This is a genomic window from Legionella shakespearei DSM 23087, from assembly GCF_000373765.1.
Taxonomy (GTDB): Bacteria; Pseudomonadota; Gammaproteobacteria; order Legionellales; family Legionellaceae; genus Legionella; species Legionella shakespearei.
Window position 1 is genome coordinate 1 of record NZ_KB892397.1, and the last position, 20,391, is coordinate 20,391.

Here is a 20,391-nt window from a genome sequence, read left to right on the forward strand (position 1 = left end):
AGTAGCCCCTCCACCTCCGGGGGAGGGTGCCCGACAGGGTGGGTGGGGGGATCAAAAAGAGAACTTATTTAAGGTAAAAAGGTCTAAAATAACATGGCCTATTTGATAGAAACTCCTTTTTTGATCCCCCCATCCGCCCTGTCGGGCACCTTCCCCCGGAGAGGGGAAGGCGATCCTGCATAGTTCTGAGTGGTACTCAATATGAGAGGATCACTCAGCGCTATCGCTGCATCAAGGCTACAGTTTTTTATGTGGTTCTGAGGATGACACGACTCAGATTTCTCCGATTGACTCACTTACTTCGACATTGAAGGGCCACTGCCGTCATGCGATTCCTTGTCTGCCAAAGCATTGCTGCGATGCAGTTCTGCATACTCTTTTGCTGCTGCTGACAATTTGGTGTCAATAAAGCTTTGTATCATGTACCCGGGCTGTATCTGATCCAGACGCAACTTGCGATCTGTATTGATTGGATTAGTAAAACTACCAGAACCACGCGGCATTTCTTGGGTTGCTCTGAGAAAAGAGAGTAAACATATAGCCTGTCCGTTAATGAGGACAGGAATATCCATTGCATCAAGGGTCACAGGATCATGATATAAGTCCTGGGAACTGACTGATATGCCCGCCGCTAAAAAACGATCGCTATTTAATTCACTTTGCCCTCTGACGCGGATAAATTCTCGCAACTCTATGGTGAATTGATTAAACGTTTCTGGATCAATACCAAATAAAACATCAGCAACAGGAACACTGGCCTGATTTACCACCGGTGTTGGAGCAAAGAAAGTGCCGGGAACCGCACCAGCAGGGGCAGTCGCAGGACGTTGCGGTTGTGGTTGTACTACTGGTGGAGTTACTGCTGTTGAAGGAGCACGCGCATTTGCTTCTTGTCTCGTGTGTATCAACCAATTTACAAAAGTCTCTTTCTTTTGTGCAGGAGTTCCAGTAAGCCCCATGTAATATTGTATGTCTTCTTCCTTAACAGGCCCCAGATTGATGACACTATTTCCTGGAGACAATGATTCATTAGCTGTTATAAGACCATCAATTATTGCTGGCAATGCCTTAATAATCTCAGTTTCCTGGCGACGTATGTCTTCAGAATAGTGATATGTAACCCCTGTCCAACTCCCCATCCTGCGCGTCAGATTAATAATTGCAGCAAAAGCATAACTTCTGGCATTGACCTGGGCTTCATAGGAGTTGTCCATGCCGTATCGTGTGCTGTTAGCGGGCATAATTGCAGTAAAATTGACACGCGGATGGGCATTGCTCAATTTCATCACTTGAAGTGCTGCATTAAAACTTTCTGCAGTTAATTTGTCTTGTGACTCCAGCAAGTCGGCAAGAGCAGACATTTGCAAGGGATTAAAGTCTCCTAACCATCTGGAGATATTAATGCCGCGACCCTTACCCAGTTCAGCCAAATGAATCAGCCCTCTTGCAACTTCCGTAGCATTTCGATGTTGCGCCAATACTAATTTCAGATTGGTTGAGGTTAACCGATTGTCTCTGTGTAACAATTCCACGGCTTCAGTAACGGTAAGGGGAGCATCTTGCAACTCAGGAATACGACTGATTATCATAGTAAATAATGATTCTTCGTCATCATTCCGTTCTACAACCTCATCTGCCGCCTGACTTAAGATAAAAGCCAAATGGATGTTGCTAAATGGATCATCTGAAGTAAATTGAAAATCAGACCATTTGATTTTACTGGTCTTGTGCTCCCGTTTATAGGCTTGAATTGCATCAGCAATTGCTTGTTTCGTGTGATTGTTATTAAGAGCGATACTCAGGGTCATGATGTTACCTCCGACTGACACAATAGAATGATTCTATATTATAACATTTGATACAAAATTAATCAAAACAAATAACATGCAACCAATTCTGGCATCACTCCTGGCAAATCCAGGAATGACGCTTTATCGTTCAGGGCTGAACAGCAGCTACTAACTCAGAATCTTGCTCCTGAGCCTTTCGGGGATGGAAAAGAGAATAGAGACAACTGCTTTGATGTTCCTTTTTATATAAATGAATCAAACGATTAATTTGACTGTTGTTTGCCTTTGGGTACAGATTTACTAACTCCTCAGCATCTGGTGTTATTGCTTCCCTCAAGAACGCGCCCTTTCGGTAAGGAATTCTGGGAACTAATTCCAGGCAGTGTTTCACGACGTCAAAGCCCAAATCCTGATGGTGTTGCAAAACGAAATGGATAAGATGTTTGTAATGCACTTCCTTTTGACTGTCCGGGAAATCTCTGGTCATGCATCGCGCGGGAAAATCGTAACCTTGAGGCAAGAAAAACAAGCGCATACTTTCTGGCTTGAAACTCGAAAATTCTTCGTTTACAAAATGAAGTAATTCCAAATAGTCTGCTCTCGGTTCTCTTAGTCCATATTGACGCTCGGCATTCATAGGCTCTAACAGTCGGCTATACAGTTCTGCTCCAATGTTCTCTTTGTTTTTAAGCAGTGCTTCCCGGAACATAAAAAAGCTATGATTAAATCCTGTCCATATGAAGTGTTTATCGAGCAGGATCTTTTCCAGACAAGCCTCTCCCAACCAGCCACGATTATCCGCTACAAAGCCAATCATGGGCTGAAATAATTCAGGACTGTTTATCATGATATCCCGAGCCGCTGCCGAACTGAAAATCGCTCTGCATTCATCTTGCCCCTGGGAATCAAAATCCGGAAAATAATGTTTTATTAGTCTAAAGGTGAGCATCATTGTTTTAGGATCATACAAACCCGATAGTCTGAGCGCTTTAAAATCACTCAGCATGTTTTCAGAAGTAAATAATGTCGGATTTTTTTTGATAAAATGGATAGCAGCCCTGTAATCCGCTGCAAATTTTTTATTTTCCTCATACCAGTCCACTTCTTTATTGGGCACTCGAGTGTAAGAAGGATGGATGTCACAAAGCATTGACAACAACTTATCATTAAAAATTTTCTTCAGGAAGTCATCAGGCATTTTTTCCATAAACTGCTCGATGAATCTTAGGGTGGGAATAAAGAGCTCATGCCCCAGGCCCAAATAAAAAATCTCATTGCCTAACCAGTTTTCCCAAAATTGCGGGATAGTCTTCCCCTGCTCATCAAGTATTATCTGAGGATTCCTTTGTATTAAAGAATAGAGTGCAATGACAGACTCAATATCTGGCTTGAATTCATGTACCTCCATATTACTGATAAAAAGGAGGTTAATGGCTGATAACCTGGCTGCTTCGGGCTTTTTGCTTCGCCATGTAATCAGCTGTCTTAATGTATCCAGACCAAGGTCTGTACTGTTTTTTTCAAGAAACCCCAGGAACTGGCACCGGTTTTTTCTGCTGGCATGATAAAAATGATCAGGATTCACGGTTAAAATAGCACGAAAGGCATCATTGCCTAATTCCGCTTTTCTCTGTTCTAATAAATTAAAGGTTGTATCGCGCAATGATAAATACATCCTGTTTTTTTGCTGCAGAATCTGCATCAGGAAGGATTTGCCCCGATCATCAACCGCATTAAAAAACTCCTTAAGGCAGGCTGTTGATTCGGGAAAATTATTCAATACATCGACGACTAACAGTTGATTATCCATGAGCGCCGACATAAGCGGTGTTTGCTGCAGGTTATTTCTTTTGACTAACAGCTCGGCAAGTGTGTCTTCCCTGGTCACGGTGAAATGGTGTGATATGCAATATCCATATAACCGACGTCTTAAATCATCCATCTTTACTACTCCCTGTAATTTATCCGTGTATCAGACTATATACTTGGTCAATATCTGTCAATGTCATTCTTCGGGCAATATAAGAAATCTCTTACATGACATTGAGGAATATTCTTTATGCTTTAGGGGGGCTGCTTTGCTATATTTAAAGTGAGTAATGACAATGGATGTCTTAAAAGGACTTTCGTCTTGGCATCAAGGACGATGCCAGCCACAAGGATGTGGATGCCTACTCAAAAGGAATAGTGACTCGCCCGTGCAGGATGACATTGACGAGTCTCCCCTCCCCTATTAAGTTAAATATATAAAAAAACTGTAGCCTATTATCCGAACCGCGCGTAAGCAAGCGGACATTTTATACGTACCATCAATATCGATGTACTTTCATATCAAGGCTTTGGACAAGTAGCGGGGTTCCATTTGCCGAGTTCACAATAAATAATGAAAAATCAATATTCAGATGCAGTTCAGGTATGTTATAAGTCTGATCCACTCGCCAGCATCGGGCACTACCACAATTATCCATTTCAGATAAAACAGGTTCATTTAAAGGCGCAGGATGCAAAGTCAGTTTGTATAACTTAATGGTTTGCAATTCATCATCAAAAAAGTCAACCATAGGCTCCCAGGCGGCACTGGAGTAATTTTTTTTCACAGCGTCTATATCAGCAGGGTTATCCTGATAACTTGCAGAAAGCGTATCCATTAATAATTGCTGAGCCCAATCGGTTACATAATTGTCTTTTGCTGCATGTATTAAAAATGAAGCAAAAAAAGAAAATAATAAGATAAAACGAATTATCCTTGTCTTGTGCATACCCCAATTCCCTTTGTGAAATGAATTTGAAATGACCGCGGGTCTTTTTGTAACTCACTTTAATTAAAGAATAGGCATACTTGTTGATAATATCCAGAATTCAAGTGCCAATTTGTTAAAATAAAGGTAAGAGTGGAAGGAAAAAGAACGGTAACTGCTGTTATTGGCAGCTACCGTACCAGGGGCACTGCCATTAAGTTAAAAATTCCGCCGTCCCGCGGCTTGTCCGCGGGATCCAGAGATCTCACTCCGATCTTAGATCCCTGGATCCCGCGGACAAGCCGCGGGACGGCGGAGTAGCGCTTAACTTAATAGCAGGTCTGTCAACAGACCCTGATGAGATTAGTCGTCTTTATGGCAGCTTTTGAATTTCGCAGCAATTTTGTCATCCAGCTTTTTCATCATGCCTTGCAGAGATTTCTTCTGGTCAGGAGTCAAAATAGCAAAGATTTGCGCTTTAGCAGCCATTTTGGCTTTAATCATGTTGCCAATTAATTTTGCTTTTTGATCGACCAGACCATCAATTGCACTTTGATCTATTTTGTCGGAATCAAGTTGCTGATTGATTTGAGTATCCAAATCGCCCATTTGTTTGCCAAAATCTTTCATGCCAGACCCCAGTTGATCCAGGATAGGCTTGATTTTGTCTTTTTGATCACTGTCGAGCTTTAGAGATTGCAGCATGCTTTTCATCCCTTCGCCACAGCCCCAGGAGTCAGAAAATGCTGACTGGCTTAAACCAAAAGACAAAGCAAAAGCGACAATCCATAAAAATTTTTTGTACATGATACTTTCCTTAGTTAGTTTTCACTTTCAAGGAATAGTATAGACAGTTTTTCAAAACCTGCAGGGTAAAGACTTTTTATTTCTGGATATCTGGTTCAATAGCGTAAGGAAAAGCTCCAATTCTTGGCAAATTGACCAGTTAGTAGCCCCTCCACCTCCGGGGGAGGGTGCCCGATAGGGCGGGTGGGGGGATCAAAAGGAGTCTTTTATCAACTTTTATCAGTAGGTCATGTTGTTTTGAGCTTTTGCGTTTCATGAGTTTTCTTTTTGATCCCCCCACCCACCCTATCGGGCACCCTCCCCCGGAGGTGGAGGGGCTACTAACTGGTCAATTTGCCAAAAATTTGCATCTTTATTTCTTAAATTGACATCTATGCAGCAATTACGGACAGCACCCTCTCTCCTAAATATTCACCAACAGGCTGATTAACAGATTATTACCGCTGTAATTTTCACGGCCAATGCGATTTATTACCTGACTTAAATAGCCAATTTCCACAGTAGTATTCTTGTTTGTCTTATACCCGAAGCCTGTAAAAAACCGGTTTTGATCAAAGCCTTGATTGTTCTGATGGTTAAAATCATTAAGATGAAAGAAAAGTTCGTCACTTAAGACGAAGGTGTATTTATCATGATGAGGGATGGCAAAAGCCCCTTTAAACAGATGCCTGTAACGCCATTCCGTATGAATGCTATTAGGCATAAAACGTTGTTCCAATCGTCCCCTTACCGTTGCATGCCAATGGGTAAACCTCTTACTCCAGAGTAGTTGTTGCCAAATACGGTTTTCATCGAAAGGATCATTCGTAAACGGAGCTGCCGTATAAATTCGCGCATAGCCTAACCAAACACTGGTAAAAGGAGTTAGTTCATAACCGATACCCGGCCTCAGTATGAACTGAGACAGTTGGGACACTTCATCGCCAATCCGATTTTGCGACTCAAGCCAATATCTTATTTTGGGTGAATCTTTACTGGCCGGTACCATTGCCGTGATACTGGTCCAAAATTGGGAATCACTGCTAGTCGCATGTCCGGAATAAATTGCCAGAAGGGAAATAAAAAGGATAAGAAATAAACCTGATAACCATTTTTTAAAGAAATAGATCCCGTTTATTTTATTTAAAAACACTAATTTTTGCATTGAGCTGGCAATTCCGTTTATAACTTCTGTAATAAGAGTAACAGCAGTCTATAAAGAACTGGCAGAGTTATCAATTTTTCTTTGATGGATTAATAAGGAAAACCTTGATTTCGCTGTCGCTGCATCAAGGCTACAGCATAAATAAAACTGTAGCCTTGATGCAGCGACAGCGAAATCAAGGTTTTCTTTAGAGCTTAAATGCTCTTTTTCTCAGCATCAGATCGCGAGATTACCTGATTCGCACTTATAGCCTGGCTTGGGTGTTTGATCTCTTTGTTTTGAGAAGAAACTACAGGTGAAGCAGGTTTCGCTACTGCTTTTGCATGAACAGTTTTGGGAGCTGTCTTGCTCACTGTTTTAGCAACAGGCTTCACGCTTTTACGCGCAATTGGTTTTGCTTTTTTAGCCAGAGTACTCGCAATAGCTTTAACACTGGAGCCTGTTTTCTTGGCTACTGTTTTGCCCGCTTGCGCAGTCTTGGCAATTGGCTTGCTTGCACCAGCTGATTTCACGCTTTTAGCGGCAACTGGAGCTTTTTTAGCAGCAGAAGAAGCTATTTTTTTAGCGCCTGAAACCACTTTTTTTGCAGCACTTTGGCTTCCTTTAACTACTTCAGAAATTCGGTTTCTAACTACTTTTTCTGATTCGTCTATAGTTTCTTTAGTATGTCTTACCACGTTATCTGAAAAACTTAACATGTGTTTTTCCATAATATTAAACATATTATGTACATAATCCAAAGCAGCATGGCTGTTTTTAATCATCACATCGACCTGTTTTTCCAAAATAGCTTCAGGTTTATTCACGTTTAATACTTCAGTTGGATCAATATAAGACAATTGTTGTATGGTTCTGACATTCAATTCAATGATCTCATGAACTGGGCCTGCCAAAGGGTTAAATGTTTTTTGTTGAAAATATTGTGAGCGCATGATGTTCTCCTTATATTGCATTGCACAATATTAAGCGTAGTATCAAATTTTTAATAGTCAATATTATTTTTAAACTTTTGGCGATTCAGGCTTTTTAGCCAATGCTTCATCAGGCCCAGTCTTGCTTTCAGGCACTTTGGCTTTAGAAAAAAAATACGGAAGCTGCGCTATTTTAGCTGATATATTCTTCACATCAGCAACAACACCCTCTGGCTCATCAAGAGCTTGATGTTTAATCAACTCTTGTACAGGTTCTAAAGTATCCTCAAGCAATTGCTGGTATTCAGGAATATGATCACCTACAAAAAACAAGCGATTGTGCTTACTGTCATCTCTTAAATTCACGGGATTCATCCATAAAAAATGCACCACTGAACCAAAAGCTTTTCCAAAATACGCTTCATAATTTTTCAGTAATTTGTATTCTACACTAGGCAAGGCAACCAGAAGCGGAGCTTCGGAATTCTGGTTAAGCACTGCAAATTGCACCATATAATCAAGAATGGCAATGGTATGTAGCCCCGATTGCCCGATCAACTCTTCAAGCAGTTTCTCCTGCGTTAAAATATGGTTGTAAACAGTTTTCGTTGATTCGGGAACACTGGAATCTGATGCCATAAACTGTAAAATATTCCTCACCAGAAGAGCCTCTTTCGCCTTGTTATCCAAAGGTGAATCTCTTAAAGCGTCAATTTGGTTCAGGAGCGCTTCCGTCTGTAAAATCTGCAATGAAGAAAAGGACTCGCATTTAATCCGGGAAGCGCTCAGTATGTCTGATAATTTGCCCACCATCTGCTCATGACGCGCTTCAATAATCGCAGCCCCTTTTAAAAGCACTTCCCGCGACATGGTTCCCCGCAAATAATGCGGTAACAGATAAAACAGATACGCTTTTCTCAAGTCATGATAATAAAAATTCAACTCCTGGCCAGGATGAGTGTCTCTGAAAAAAGGACCCAGCGTTTTTTGGAGGGCTAAATACATAGTCTCTTCGGGATGTTCCGGGAAATTAAAGCTCACATCCACAATATTCCCTTGTGGCGGTTCCTGATGAGCATCTAACAAGCAATAAGTTTTCATGCCCTCTTCGGTCTCACAATGCCCCACAAAATCATTACCTAATAAACAACACCCCGAGGCTATGTTTTGTCTGGTACTATGCTCCTTTCTTTTTAAATCAGGCCCCTCAGTCAAACTGACATACAAACCTTTATCCCTCATGGCCACTGGATAATAAACCAAATCACTTTTATCTTGCCTGACCGAAACCGTATTAGGTGTCATATGCAGCCGAACATTAGCGTCAGGAAGAGAAGAATCGGAATAAGGTGCCTCTTCAATGGCACCATATATTGGGTGTACCTGCTCCTCAAAACCAAAGACCCGGTGCCATCTGCCATAGATGTCCTGAATGGTTTCATGTACGCTTTTCTTCGCACTTTTAGCTAAGGGAACAACGTTAAATACATCATGACTGCCCTGATAAATCTTGCCCGATGCAGAACCACTTCCCAAATTGACAAAACCTTCAGGCAATAATTGCACCTGACCGGATTTTAAGGTTTCAGGCGGTAAAATCTGCGGCAAATGATAGCTTTGCAAAGCCTGAGGCAAGGCACTAGACGCCGGGGTTTGAAATAATGTAGTAGCCAGTTCCCGCATTGAGTCGCTCAGGGGTAAGGTCAATAAATCCAGGCGGGTATGGGGAAATATGGAACGTAATAAAGGACCAATGACACCCGCCTTGGCTGCAAGTTTTGCCTGAGGCACTTGAATTAAAAGACCCATGAAATAGCCCAGAATCGGGTTTAAGAGAGCAGAGTCAAATGAGGGTACGTTTACTCCCTCAGAGCGAGTTAACCGGTAACTACCCTGTTTAAAATAAGAAGTAATCGCTTGATCAGAACCTAATCTTATAAATGGAGAATTATCCTCATCAGTCTCCAAGCCGGGAACAAAAATCATGTTCTGTTTTTTCTGCTCAGAATCCAAAAAGGAGTTAGCCGTATAAAAACGAACCAGACAACGATCCCCAATCTCTGGAACAGAAGAGTTCCTGGTCAAAACTGCAAAATAATAGAATTTATTCATTTGTTGATAGAGCGAATCGAGTTCAGCAAGCCGCATGTCGGTAAAAGGTTCGTTATGAGGATACCAAAGAAAATGAATTACCCCTTCAAAATAGGCGCTGAAACTGCTGTCATCAAGAACAGACGAAAATCCCTCCCAAGGTGGGCTTAGAATAGTTCCATCCAAAGATACTTTTAGAATATTGGGTAATACAAATTTTAAAAACTGGGCGTCAAACGGATGTAATTTATCATTAACAACTATAGTTTTAAGCAGATCGAGCCTTCCTTTTAGAATAAGTTCCAAGCCTAATCCGTAAACAGGATGAAATTCCGAATCTCCGCCCTGGGTAATTAAACGCACAACACATCGGGTCAGGAAAGCCGGATCGAAAAAAAACGTACTGAATTTTTCACTATCGTAGTTACCTGACTTATCTTTCAAGAGCTCGGGGGCAGGTAAGGAAATATGATATTTTTCCTGATAAAGCTCAGATACTACATCCCAATTGGAGGTAAAAAAATTAAAAAACTCGCTAAAGACTGGCTGGTCAGCCTCTTGTAACTGCTTTACTTTTTTTAACAACCCATCATTATTACCTGTAACCACGTCCCCCGGTAATGAATGTCTTACAGAACCAAAAGTAGGATAATCATTTTTGGCCTTGGTTAATTTGGGATATGCAGCCACCGGTGAAGGCAATACCATAGTACCCAGATTGGGGAGCGTTAAAGAGGGAAATGGTGTGGTTTTTACACTTTGATTATTAAATAAGGCAGGTAATATCCTCAACAAACCATCTTGTATGCCCTGCACAGAGGCTTGCAATTGCTCCATGGCCTGGGTGACGTGAAATGAAACTACATAATATTCATTCGTGTCCATAGTACTTTCAACAAAGATTTGATCGTCACCGCGTTTTTTATATCGCCATAATCGATGAGGATCAGGAAATCTTTGCCCGGAATAATAGAGATCGAAGAACATGCTTCACCAAAAATAGAACCACTACCTATAATTGTACCATTTAAAACCATAATAACCAATAATACTCCAATTGTTTGCTGCTGATCTGAACTGCGACCGTAAGGAAGAGCACGTCGTCCTGAGCTGAAGTATCCTCACGAAAATGATTTATTTATGAGCGCTATATTTCCTGTTTTCTTATGCTCTCATTACCTAAAGAAAACCGAGCCGTGACCGTAAGGGAGCGGAATTTTTGGAGTTACACTTTTACACTTAATGAGTAATCAACAATGGAGTGCATCGAACTGTTCCGCTTCCTTACGGTCGCGGCTCGGTTTTCTTAGCATGATGCTCTTTTGTACTCTTGATTGGCAAGTCATAATACAGGCTCAAGGGGGAAATTTCGTGGCAATTCCTCAGAGATAGCAACCCCCAAAAGCTACACGATCCCCTGCAATGACTTCTTAAGCACTGCGGCACATCGTTCCAAAGCCTCTTTTTCATCTGCCGACATGTCCGGTTGCAGGATTTGGTTAATTCCGTCAGAACCCACCACACTGGGTAATGAAAAGGTCACTCCATATTCTGCATGATATGACCCTACGGGAATAATAGACTGCTCATCCCGCCCAATTATTTCTGCAATACGGGCACAGACCATACCTATTCCATATTGGCTGGCGTTATTGCCCTCAATGATGGTGATGTTGGCAAATTTCACTTCCTGCTCTATTTTTTTCTGAAATGAGGTTTTATCTCCAGGCAACATCTCTGCCAATGGCCGGCCGCCAATAGTGACCCCTGACCACAAAAACACAGATGAAGTGCCATGCTCGCCTATCACCAAAGCATTCACATCGGCCGGATTTACTTTAAAATGTTGTGCGATATGAAATCTGAAACGTAAACTGTCCAGATAAGTGCCCGCACTTATCACTTTATCGTGCCCCGCAACCATGCGGGCAACATCAGCAAGAGGGTCAGGAGGATCACTGACAATCAAAATGCTGGCTAAAGGAGCTTCCTTGACGATTTTGGGAATGATTTCTCTAAATATTGCAGCATTAGTACCGAGTAATTTTAATCGCCCTGCGGGATCATTGCGATCCGTAGCGCCCCCGGTTTTCTCATTAACCCCTACTGTAACCATAATGACAGAAGCGCCATGCAAATCAGAATAATCGCCTGCGTAAATAGAAACGGGGGGAGACAATTGGGCTCCGTATTGCATGTCAGTCGCTACAGCTTTTGCCAGCGGCTGAGTTCTGTCTATCAATACGATTTCCCGGGTACATCCCCTCATAACCGTAGCCATAGCACAGGCTTTACCCACACTACCCGATCCAATAATTGCTATTTTCATAGATTCCTCACAGTGAAAAGGAACAACTGGTCTTGGAATAATTATAGGACAACTCTTAAAAATGTCAGGCCAGGTAAGTCAAACTGAATTGCAGCTGGTTCATATAAAGGTGACTAAGTTGCAAGCCACTATTTACTGTTTGTCCGGGTGCGTGAACCAATCCGCTTTTTCCCCAATCAGCAAATTCATAACCCATGCCCGCAGACCAATGAGCACTCAATTGCTTTTGCAAACCAAGGCCCAGGGTATAACTTAATACCGCTTGAGTATGGGAACCAAAAGCAGGAGCAGGAACCTCTTCAAACAATCTGGAAGTAATTTTAAAATCATAGGCACGGTTAAAACCAAGACCAATGCTGCCGCTGAGGTAAGGAGTTACGAGATAACCCATTTCAGCCAGGAGCTTCCCCTTCACTGAAAAATGCGCATGACTGACCTTATAATTGTAATAAAAATTATTAAAATCAGGATCAGCATCTTCCCAAATATCCCCTGATAATCGAGCACTGCTGGCTGTCGCGAAAGCCGCTCCAAGCTGACCTGAAAAATGAGAATTCAATGACTTTTGCCGGCCATAAAAAAATTCAACTATGCCTGATACATCACCCTTTCTATGAGCTTCGTATGTCTTTACCACATCCGGTTGCAACAGAAAAGTTTGCGTTTTTCCTTCCTTATACCAGGCAGGCCCCACACTTAAAGACAGTACAGTACTCATTTCATCCGCAATAACGCCGCCCATGCTGCCCGCGAAAGTACAGGGAGAGACTCCTGACGCCAGGGCAAAAAGTAATGCGGTTCTTCTCTTCATCATTTGACCTTAATGAAACTGATTGATTTACTTACCGCACAGTAGAGCATTATTAAAAAAACTTTTCCAGCCCAGGTTCTGTCTTAATTACCTCGGCACGAACGGATTGTGCCAAAACAAAAATCGCAGGTTCTTGTCACAAACTCATTAGTAGAATAATTTTTACTCAAATACTCTTGCTTTATACTTATTCGCTCACGCAAAATAGTACCGTAATTTCTACGGTACTATGACGCACCTCAATACATTAAAGTGCACAAGACACAACTTTGTTAAAGGATTTAATATGAAAACGACTTTCGAAACTGAAACCAGCACTTATTTTAAAAAAGCATTACAGCTTAGCCTGCCAGCATTAACCCTGCTAACTCCCATAGCTCTTTTATTTGCAAGCATCATTAGCGGACTATCACTACCTGCACTTATGGCAACCCTGTTTAGCTGGGGTATTTATCCTATTATCTGGATAGCAGAGGCTGTCATTACCTTGTTAATGCCCCTCCCCTCCGTGCTTATCCTCATTGGCGCAACCATATTCTCTATTGCGGCTTCCTGCATTCTGGCAGGATTAATCGGTGGTATACTGATAGGCGGCAGTTTGTGGGCGGCAAATTATTTTTATGACATGACCAGACAATTACTTTCATCTCTAATCACTGATAGCAAAATATTAGATATGGTCTCTTTCGCAATGACTGCCTTACTCATTACTCCCGGAGCTTTTCTTTCGGTAGCAATATTGGGAGCACCGTTGGTAGGCATAGTATGTTATAGCGTCATATTACCTACACTTTTGATACTGATGACCACACTCCCCGCTTTACCCATGATATTATTGATTACAGGTATTGGGCTGCTGGGATGCGCCTCTTTACTATTAGGTGGAACTGCTGCCCTGGTTGCCGTGGGATATGCGAAAACAGCTGTGGATTCTCTGGATAATGAAACCGATAGTACCGCACAAGCTCCCGAAGTGCAGGAAACAGAAATGCCTGACATTTCTCCGGGATTAAAAAAATTGGGTGCAGTTATGGAATCTGCAGAACCCTCTGAAGCCCCTAAAGAAACTGCAAAAATATTTGCAGACCATGCTGAAAAGAGAGAAGAACAAAGCAGTTCCTTACTACTTGAAGATGCAGCTTTAAATATGTAAATCCATTGGGACACTAGCCATTCCCGGCACTCCGTTGTACCCGGCACTCCGTCGTCCTGAGCGCGTCTTTTTGCGCGAAGGATCTCCCGAAACGGCATGGTGCCAATATTTGGAGATCCTTCGCGCAAAAAGACGCGCTCAGGACGACGGGGTGCCAGGTAATGATGTGGCCACCCAAGAATCACATGTCATGTTTTTAAACTAATGCTTTACTTTTTCTTCTTATGATCATAGGATTTTATTTCAGCCCCACCCTATTGCAGCAAGGCTAAAATAAAGGAATTTCAATGATTGTTTTTTTATTTGGTTTACCTGGTGTTGGCAAAACTTACATCGGACAGCTCATGCAAAGGGAGTTAGGAGTTTGTTATTGGGATGGGGATGAAGCGTTGACCGAAGAGATGAAACGGGCTGTACGCAATGAGCAATCTTTTTCCCGACAAATGACGGCAGACCTCACATCCACCATCATTAATCAAATTAAAACGCTGAGGCAAACCCATGATTTTGTCATTGTTTCTCAAGCCATGTTACGCGAAGTAGATCGCCAGACCTTTCGTGAACAATTTGATGACATTCATTTTATTTACATCCGCTGTGAGGCTGATGCGGTAATCACCCAACGCATTACGCAACGGGGGGATTTTGTTACTGTGTCTTATTGTGACAAGCTTATGAAGCTCTTTGAAGCGCATAGAGGTGATGCAGAGGCATACCCGTCCATAGATAACTACAATAAAACGGACGAAGAATTAATAACGGCGTTTCAGGATGCCCTGAACATCAAACTAAAAGCAGATTGGGAACCCGGCTTTTTCCCGGAACAGAAAGCAGCCGAACCTGGTTTAGGTAAAAAAACAGAACCCCTTCACTATGCGAGATACTGACAAGCCTTCAAACTATATACTTCTGCGATTATAGAAAGCATACATGGTATAATAAGAAAATATGGCTCTTGTGAGGTGCAGAAATGACCGATAAAGCGAATATTGTAATTGTTGGCGGTGGGGTTGCCGGCATGGAAATCGCCACCCAATTGGGAAATCGTCTGGGACGCGCACAAAAAGCCATTATTACTCTGATTGATAAAGATTCCTCACATATCTGGAAGCCTATCCTTCATAAGATAGCAGCTGGTACTAATGATTTATCACAGCAACAGGTGTCCTTTGTTGCTCACGCCAGCCAACATTATTTTACTTACTCGCCCGGAGAAATGAGCGGGATCGACAGGGAAAAGAAGTTAATTTATCTTGAACCCATTACCATGCTGGATGGCTCTGTAGCCGTTGAAAAAAGAACAGTGCATTATGATATTTTAATTATGGCTGTAGGAAGTTGCGCCAATGATTTTAATATTCCCGGGATTAGCCAATTTTGTTATTTTATTGACAGCCGTATTCAGGCAAGAATGTTTAATCGTCTGGTGCGCATGCATTTGTTTCGCTGTGCCATGAATAATGATCCGCTTACCGTTTCAGTGGTCGGTGGCGGGGCAACAGGCGTGGAATTAGTTGCTGAATTGGCACAACTGGTAGAAATTGCCGAAAGCTATCGCTTTGATTTAAATAAAAAAATCCACATCAACCTTATTGAAAACGGGCCTCGGCTTCTGGCCGCATTTCCCGAAAAAATCTCGCGTGCGGTTGAAGAGCAACTAAAGAAACTGGGGATCAATGTATTGAACAATACCCAGGTTACTTCAGCAGAAAAAGAAGGGTTGCATTTGTCTGATGGCCGGTTTTTAAAATCCGCCTTAATGGTCTGGGCCGCCGGAGTAAAAGGACCTGATTTTTTGAAGCACATGGATAATCTGGTTACGGCAAAAAATAATATGCTCTGTGTGAAACCGACACTGCAAACGACTTTGGATGATAGTATCTTTGCTATAGGCGACTGCGCTTACTGTATGGATGAAAGTCAAAAGGCTCCCTTGCCGCCAACTGCCCAGGTAGCCCATCAGCAAGCCAGTTATTTGATAAAAGAAATTCCCCGCTATCTGGAAGGCAAACCACTGCCTCCTTTTGTCTACCGTCACTTGGGCGGGATAGTATCTCTGGGCAAATACAATGCCTTTGGTTCCTTAGGAAAATATGGTGTTTTTCCTGGCGGCTTTATTCAAGGAAAAATAGCTCAATACACTTATGATTTTATTTACCGCAGCCACCAGAAACGCTTACACGGAATACTAAAAGGCTATCTGCTCTGGCTTTCGGAACGGATCAATAAAATTATAAGGCCACAGGCACGCTTGGATTAAATTATAAATAAACCGTAGCCTTGATGCAGCGAAGCGAAATCAAGGCTACGCTGATTTAAAATCTTTAAGATAATGAACATCCAAATCCATAAGTTCCACCGATTTCTGTAAATTCATACTGCCTTCATATCTTTGGAAGAATTCATTCATGATGTCCATAACCTCTTTAAGCACCTGCTGCTTCTTTTCTACAGTCCGCCCTGGCATTATCTTAATCGCCAAATGAGTAAAGGCATTTTTTATACTGCCATCACCAATGTAAAATGAATCATGCACCACACACCTGCTCTTGCAACTTGATAACTGAGTAGGTAATTCTTTTTCCAAAAGTTGATGGATTTTTGCAAAGAAGGCTTTGATATCAGGTGTAGGATAAATATTATTGCTGTATTCTAAAATGATAAGAGGCATAAGATTCCATTAAGGCATTCTGGTTAAGGATAATCTACTTGAGGTGTACCCATAGTAGCATTATCCCACCAGCCATCCAATGTCAAGTCAGATAAACGATAAAAAATGAGTACAATTCCTTGTTAGTTTTTCTTAACACTTAACAGATCCGATAAATCATCCGCATGATCTTCTTCATCTTTGAGGATTTCTTCAAGCATACGGCGGGTTGTAGGATCAGCAGTACCAAACCAGTCGATTAACTGACGGTAGACCATAATAGCCACTCGCTCGGCAATTAAATCTTCTTCAATTAATTTGAGCAAATCCTTACCTGTACCATACTCCGTTGCTGTCCTTTGTGGTACCGTGCCAGGATTAAAATCGGGATTACCGCCTAACTGATTAATCCGTTCCGCAATCATCATCATGTGACGCTCTTCATCTTGGGCATGCTCCAGAAATTCAGCCGCCACCTGAGGTCTATCAATACCACGCGCAATAATCTGATGATGACGATAACGCAATACACACATGATTTCAGTGGCCAAAGCAGCATTTAAAAGACGGCAGGCTTCATTAATATCCAGCGAATAATCCTGAGTCACCGAGCCATCATCGAGAGACTGCCTGGCCAGGCGGCGTATTTCATCAAGATCATAAGGAGTAGAATGTTGATTTGAATGTGACATGACAATCTCCATATTGCTCATTCTATATGCATTAAACATAGGTGATCTAAAGAATAAGATCAAATGAGATTGCCTGCAAAAATACGCGGAAGAATAATTAAAAAGTCAATTGTTGCTTATCAAAATCGTACAGAGTCCCATCATCCTTCGCATATTTCTTATCCGGTCCTGTCTGAAACATACGGTGATTCCTCAGTAAAACAGCTCTGCTGAAAGGAGTCTTTTTACGTTGCTCATAAAAATTAATATTGTCTGATTCTATATCTTCTATCAGATCTTCCAGATCAGGTAGAACACTAATTTTGCCTTCAGGGCTAATGCCATAATTGACAAACCGAAGAGGATTTAGCTGAACTTGTTTTGGAGTAATATTCAATCGAGAAGAAACAAAATTGCGTACCACTTCATCTGAGACGTTCACATTATCATCAGTTTGAAAAAAATCCACCCTTTTCCTGTAATAACCGAAAACCGATACTTCTTTTATCTCAGTAGCAGAAACATTCAGTTCACCTAATAAAAATTCAAAGATTTCAGAGCTGAACTCTTCCATTGCAAGAAAATTGTATGGTAGTGGATGGATTGTTCTGTTTGGCTTCCTGAAAGGATAACCAGGTAAATCAGCATAATGGGCAACAACCTTTCTGTTATCAAAGGCGGTGATGCAAATACCCATGCAGGTAATGATGGCAGGAAGCACCACTTTGGTATTAGCATCAACAACCGCATAATAATTTTCAGGAATGGATAAAAGTGGCATATAAAAGCAAATTCGGGGCAAATAACCAAATATTATACAGAAATTAAATAGACAAGACAATAAGGCATAAAAAATAACTTATTGATGCCATAAAGCCCACTACGTCGTCCTGAGCGCGTCTTTTGGCGCGAAGGATCTCCCGAAAGCGGCATGGTGCCACGCAAGCAGACCGGGCTACACATCCTGTCAGGATTCAGTGCCAATTTCAGGAGATCCTTCGCGCCAAAAGACGCGCTCAGGACGACGTGGAGCCAAAAGGATGATAAGGATGCCCCGGATCCGAGATTGAAGTAGACTCCCCTTCCCAATCTGGGTTAATATGCAGGGCTTCAAACCAGTGTTTATTTTATCAAATACGACCATGGCTAAAACTCTGAATCATAAAAAATTAATCTCTTGTGTTGTCCCTGTTTATAACGAAGAAGAAGTTATTGCGGAGTTTGTTGCCGCTCTGGATAAAACACTGAAAGAACTGGGCTACCCTTATGAAATCGTATTGGTTGATGATGGCAGTCAGGACAATACCTTCAATATAGTGCAAGAGCTACGGTCACAATTTCCCATACGCTATATCCGTTTCAGCCGTAATTTTGGCAAAGAAAAGGCACTCAGCGCGGGATTAGACTATGCCCGTGGCGATGCAGTGATTTTAATGGATGGCGACTTCCAACATCCGCTCGAACTCTTAAGTGAATTTGTAGTTCAATGGGAAGCTGGCTATGACATGGTCTATGCCGTACGGCAAAACCGTTCTGATGAAGCCTGGTTAAAACGAACCTGCGCCCGTGCTTTTTATCAATTCGCGTCTAAAATAAATCGAGTAAATATTCCTGCTAATGCGGGTGATTTTCGCTTGCTTGACAGAAAAATCGTCAACGCATTACAAAAACTGCCAGAACGTAACCGTTTTATGAAAGGTTTATACAGTTGGGTTGGCTTTAAACAAATAGCCATTCCATTTGAAGTACAACCACGTAAACTGGGTACCTCACAATGGAGTTTTTATTCCTTACTGGATTTGGCAATTACAGGCATTACATCCTTTACTGCTTTTCCCTTGAGAATGATTGCTCTGGGCGGTATCGGAGTGGCAACCATGGCCATGCTCTATGCTTTATGGATTATTTTAAGTACCTTAATCTTTGGTATCCAAACACCTGGTTGGGCAACGATAGTTACAACGATCAGCTTTTTTGGTGGGCTGCAATTGTTTGCTTTAGGGGTGGTTGGAGAGTACATTGGCCGTGTGTTTGATGAGGTAAAACACCGACCGCATTATATTATTGATGAGGAATCCAGCTTTGATGATAGCCACTCTTAAATTATCCCATCGCCTGCTTTTCTTTACAGGTATTGGTGGTACAGCTGCGCTTATTCACATACTGGTCGTATTAAATCTGGTTACATATTTAAATCTTAAGCCTTTACTCGCAAATGTCTTTGCCTTTTTAGTCGCGTTTAACGTGAGTTATCTTGGCCATAAATACCTCACCTTTGCCAACATGCACGATCAAAAACAGCTGAGCTTACCTCATTTTTTCCTGGTGGCAGCATCAGGGGGAATTCTCAATGAATTGCTCTATTTTTTACTGCTGCATTATACGCATCTGAATTATCTGGTTTCTTTAACTCTGGATTTAGGCATCGTTGCTGTGTACAGCTTTTTTCTCTCCCGATTTTGGGCCTGTCGCTAAAGAAACACCATAGTTTTGACAATCTGCTAAAAAGTCAGCACTCGAAAAATAGTGTAACTCTTCTCTACGCGCTGCAGCAATTTCATCCTCTGTATCATCTCCAGGATGGCACATGATCAGAGTATTATCAGAAATACTCTGCAGCCACATCCCAAAAAGACTGCGATAATCGGAATCAGGCGAAAAATCATAAACCCCCGAAAAAACCGGGTTATGTGGAATAGTTAATTGTTTAAGTTCCCGGCTTAAGTACCTGCCACCTGTTTTTGCTAAAACAGCCGCTTTAAAACGATAGCGAGGAATGGTAACTGCGGGATAAGTCGAACGGATGGCCGTTCCATGCCGTTTAAGACGCTGTTCATAAACCTGAAAAAGCACTTCCCTGATTTGGGGAAACTGATGGACATGCTGATGCCCATCAATAAAATCAGGCAGCTCACCCATCGTTTGGATATAAAGGTCAAGTTGAGTATTTAATTCTTTGGCGATTAAAGAGGAAGACAGCAATCTCAGGTGCGTTTTAAGAATAAGATTAGTTAAACTGAAACAAGGACGCCCAGGCTCTGAAAGTAAATGGCCTTCGGTAAGATTAAAATGTAAGCCGGTCTGAATCTGATGTTTACATGCCAACAGTTCCGCAGCATAGCGCTCAAAAGCAGGAAAACCCACCATGCAACTTACAGCCGAAAGTCGCTGATTGCGCACCAGTTTTAAAATCCCCTGCGAAATACCTGGATTCAAACCAAAATCATCAGCACATAAAATGATGCGTTTAGACACACTCATAACCTGTTATTTATCTCAGAAAGAAAGGCTTATCA

Annotated in this window: 18 protein-coding genes; 5 read left to right on the forward strand and 13 right to left on the reverse strand. The window is 41.9% G+C overall.

Features of this window, described 5'->3' with window-relative positions; translation table 11 throughout:
- Positions 1-296: 296 nt before the first annotated feature.
- The 9 genes from B094_RS0107635 to B094_RS0107675 all read right to left on the reverse strand — a co-directional run bounded on the left by B094_RS0107635 (position 297) and on the right by B094_RS0107675 (position 12,624).
- Positions 297-1,808 carry a hypothetical protein gene (locus B094_RS0107635; protein ID WP_018577220.1) on the reverse strand — a complete coding sequence of 504 codons (1,512 nt, stop codon included), beginning with the start codon at positions 1,806-1,808 and terminating at the stop codon, positions 297-299.
- A 130-nt stretch (positions 1,809-1,938) separates the two neighbouring features.
- A complete protein-coding gene (locus B094_RS0107640; RefSeq protein ID WP_018577221.1) occupies positions 1,939-3,732 on the reverse strand; it encodes a hypothetical protein in 1,794 nt (597 codons plus the stop codon).
- Between the two features lie 367 nt (positions 3,733-4,099).
- On the reverse strand, positions 4,100-4,549 hold the full coding sequence (locus tag B094_RS0107645) for a hypothetical protein (protein WP_018577222.1): 450 nt from the start codon (positions 4,547-4,549) through the stop codon (positions 4,100-4,102).
- Between the two features lie 342 nt (positions 4,550-4,891).
- A complete protein-coding gene (locus tag B094_RS0107650; protein ID WP_018577223.1) occupies positions 4,892-5,335 on the reverse strand; it encodes a Spy/CpxP family protein refolding chaperone in 444 nt (147 codons plus the stop codon).
- A 403-nt stretch (positions 5,336-5,738) separates the two neighbouring features.
- A complete protein-coding gene (locus B094_RS0107655) occupies positions 5,739-6,479 on the reverse strand; it encodes a DUF2490 domain-containing protein (RefSeq protein WP_018577224.1) in 741 nt (246 codons plus the stop codon).
- A gap of 194 nt (positions 6,480-6,673) precedes the next feature.
- The gene (locus B094_RS16480) at positions 6,674-7,411 is read right to left on the reverse strand and encodes a hypothetical protein (RefSeq protein WP_018577225.1); all 738 of its coding nucleotides are present in this window, start codon (positions 7,409-7,411) and stop codon (positions 6,674-6,676) included.
- A 69-nt stretch (positions 7,412-7,480) separates the two neighbouring features.
- Complete coding sequence (locus tag B094_RS0107665) at positions 7,481-10,468, reverse strand: hypothetical protein (RefSeq protein WP_018577226.1); 2,988 nt, start codon at positions 10,466-10,468, stop codon at positions 7,481-7,483.
- Between the two features lie 418 nt (positions 10,469-10,886).
- A complete protein-coding gene (locus tag B094_RS0107670; protein ID WP_018577227.1) occupies positions 10,887-11,810 on the reverse strand; it encodes a lactate/malate family dehydrogenase in 924 nt (307 codons plus the stop codon).
- Between the two features lie 64 nt (positions 11,811-11,874).
- Positions 11,875-12,624 (reverse strand): outer membrane protein, encoded by a 750-nt coding sequence (locus B094_RS0107675; protein WP_040524083.1) that lies wholly within the window; start codon positions 12,622-12,624, stop codon positions 11,875-11,877.
- 283 nt (positions 12,625-12,907) lie between these two features.
- Between B094_RS0107675 and B094_RS0107680 the strand changes: the two genes are divergently transcribed.
- From B094_RS0107680 to B094_RS0107690, 3 genes are all read left to right on the forward strand, one after another.
- A complete protein-coding gene (locus B094_RS0107680; RefSeq protein WP_018577229.1) occupies positions 12,908-13,774 on the forward strand; it encodes a hypothetical protein in 867 nt (288 codons plus the stop codon).
- Positions 13,775-14,061: 287 nt separating this feature from the next.
- On the forward strand, positions 14,062-14,661 hold the full coding sequence (locus B094_RS0107685; RefSeq protein WP_018577230.1) for an AAA family ATPase: 600 nt from the start codon (positions 14,062-14,064) through the stop codon (positions 14,659-14,661).
- Between the two features lie 83 nt (positions 14,662-14,744).
- Positions 14,745-16,034: an NAD(P)/FAD-dependent oxidoreductase gene (locus B094_RS0107690; protein WP_018577231.1), complete on the forward strand. Its 1,290-nt coding sequence runs from the start codon at positions 14,745-14,747 to the stop codon at positions 16,032-16,034.
- A 45-nt stretch (positions 16,035-16,079) separates the two neighbouring features.
- Here the strand turns inward: B094_RS0107690 and B094_RS0107695 are convergent, their stop codons facing one another.
- From B094_RS0107695 to B094_RS0107705, 3 genes are all read right to left on the reverse strand, one after another.
- A complete protein-coding gene (locus tag B094_RS0107695) occupies positions 16,080-16,445 on the reverse strand; it encodes a 5-carboxymethyl-2-hydroxymuconate Delta-isomerase (protein ID WP_018577232.1) in 366 nt (121 codons plus the stop codon).
- A 122-nt stretch (positions 16,446-16,567) separates the two neighbouring features.
- The gene (locus B094_RS0107700; RefSeq protein ID WP_018577233.1) at positions 16,568-17,116 is read right to left on the reverse strand and encodes a ferritin-like domain-containing protein; all 549 of its coding nucleotides are present in this window, start codon (positions 17,114-17,116) and stop codon (positions 16,568-16,570) included.
- A gap of 97 nt (positions 17,117-17,213) precedes the next feature.
- Positions 17,214-17,876 (reverse strand): hypothetical protein, encoded by a 663-nt coding sequence (locus tag B094_RS0107705; RefSeq protein ID WP_018577234.1) that lies wholly within the window; start codon positions 17,874-17,876, stop codon positions 17,214-17,216.
- Positions 17,877-18,237: 361 nt separating this feature from the next.
- Between B094_RS0107705 and B094_RS0107715 the strand changes: the two genes are divergently transcribed.
- Entirely contained in the window at positions 18,238-19,197 is a 960-nt protein-coding gene (locus B094_RS0107715) for a glycosyltransferase family 2 protein (protein ID WP_026253938.1), read from the forward strand.
- Positions 19,181-19,570: a GtrA family protein gene (locus B094_RS0107720; RefSeq protein ID WP_018577237.1), complete on the forward strand. Its 390-nt coding sequence runs from the start codon at positions 19,181-19,183 to the stop codon at positions 19,568-19,570. Before B094_RS0107715 ends, B094_RS0107720 begins: the two co-directional genes overlap by 17 nt.
- On the opposite strand, the gene B094_RS0107725 is transcribed toward B094_RS0107720, so the two are convergent.
- Positions 19,514-20,356: a ChbG/HpnK family deacetylase gene (locus B094_RS0107725; RefSeq protein WP_040524084.1), complete on the reverse strand. Its 843-nt coding sequence runs from the start codon at positions 20,354-20,356 to the stop codon at positions 19,514-19,516. The two genes, B094_RS0107720 and B094_RS0107725, sit on opposite strands and share 57 nt — an antisense overlap.
- Positions 20,357-20,391: the final 35 nt, after the last annotated feature.

Excerpts from the sequence above, each read along its gene's own strand:
- B094_RS0107635 (WP_018577220.1), bottom strand. The coding sequence starts at position 1,808 with ATGACCCTGAGTATCGCTCTTAATAACAATCACACGAAACAAGCAATT.
- B094_RS0107640 (WP_018577221.1), bottom strand. The coding sequence starts at position 3,732 with ATGGATGATTTAAGACGTCGGTTATATGGATATTGCATATCACACCAT.
- B094_RS0107645 (WP_018577222.1), bottom strand. The coding sequence starts at position 4,549 with ATGCACAAGACAAGGATAATTCGTTTTATCTTATTATTTTCTTTTTTT.
- B094_RS0107650 (WP_018577223.1), bottom strand. The coding sequence starts at position 5,335 with ATGTACAAAAAATTTTTATGGATTGTCGCTTTTGCTTTGTCTTTTGGT.
- B094_RS0107655 (WP_018577224.1), bottom strand. The coding sequence starts at position 6,479 with ATGCAAAAATTAGTGTTTTTAAATAAAATAAACGGGATCTATTTCTTT.
- B094_RS16480 (WP_018577225.1), bottom strand. The coding sequence starts at position 7,411 with ATGCGCTCACAATATTTTCAACAAAAAACATTTAACCCTTTGGCAGGC.
- B094_RS0107665 (WP_018577226.1), bottom strand. The coding sequence starts at position 10,468 with ATGTTCTTCGATCTCTATTATTCCGGGCAAAGATTTCCTGATCCTCAT.
- B094_RS0107670 (WP_018577227.1), bottom strand. The coding sequence starts at position 11,810 with ATGAAAATAGCAATTATTGGATCGGGTAGTGTGGGTAAAGCCTGTGCT.
- B094_RS0107675 (WP_040524083.1), bottom strand. The coding sequence starts at position 12,624 with ATGATGAAGAGAAGAACCGCATTACTTTTTGCCCTGGCGTCAGGAGTC.
- B094_RS0107680 (WP_018577229.1), top strand. The coding sequence starts at position 12,908 with ATGAAAACGACTTTCGAAACTGAAACCAGCACTTATTTTAAAAAAGCA.
- B094_RS0107685 (WP_018577230.1), top strand. The coding sequence starts at position 14,062 with ATGATTGTTTTTTTATTTGGTTTACCTGGTGTTGGCAAAACTTACATC.
- B094_RS0107690 (WP_018577231.1), top strand. The coding sequence starts at position 14,745 with ATGACCGATAAAGCGAATATTGTAATTGTTGGCGGTGGGGTTGCCGGC.
- B094_RS0107695 (WP_018577232.1), bottom strand. The coding sequence starts at position 16,445 with ATGCCTCTTATCATTTTAGAATACAGCAATAATATTTATCCTACACCT.
- B094_RS0107700 (WP_018577233.1), bottom strand. The coding sequence starts at position 17,116 with ATGTCACATTCAAATCAACATTCTACTCCTTATGATCTTGATGAAATA.
- B094_RS0107705 (WP_018577234.1), bottom strand. The coding sequence starts at position 17,876 with ATGCCACTTTTATCCATTCCTGAAAATTATTATGCGGTTGTTGATGCT.
- B094_RS0107715 (WP_026253938.1), top strand. The coding sequence starts at position 18,238 with ATGGCTAAAACTCTGAATCATAAAAAATTAATCTCTTGTGTTGTCCCT.
- B094_RS0107720 (WP_018577237.1), top strand. The coding sequence starts at position 19,181 with ATGATAGCCACTCTTAAATTATCCCATCGCCTGCTTTTCTTTACAGGT.
- B094_RS0107725 (WP_040524084.1), bottom strand. The coding sequence starts at position 20,356 with ATGAGTGTGTCTAAACGCATCATTTTATGTGCTGATGATTTTGGTTTG.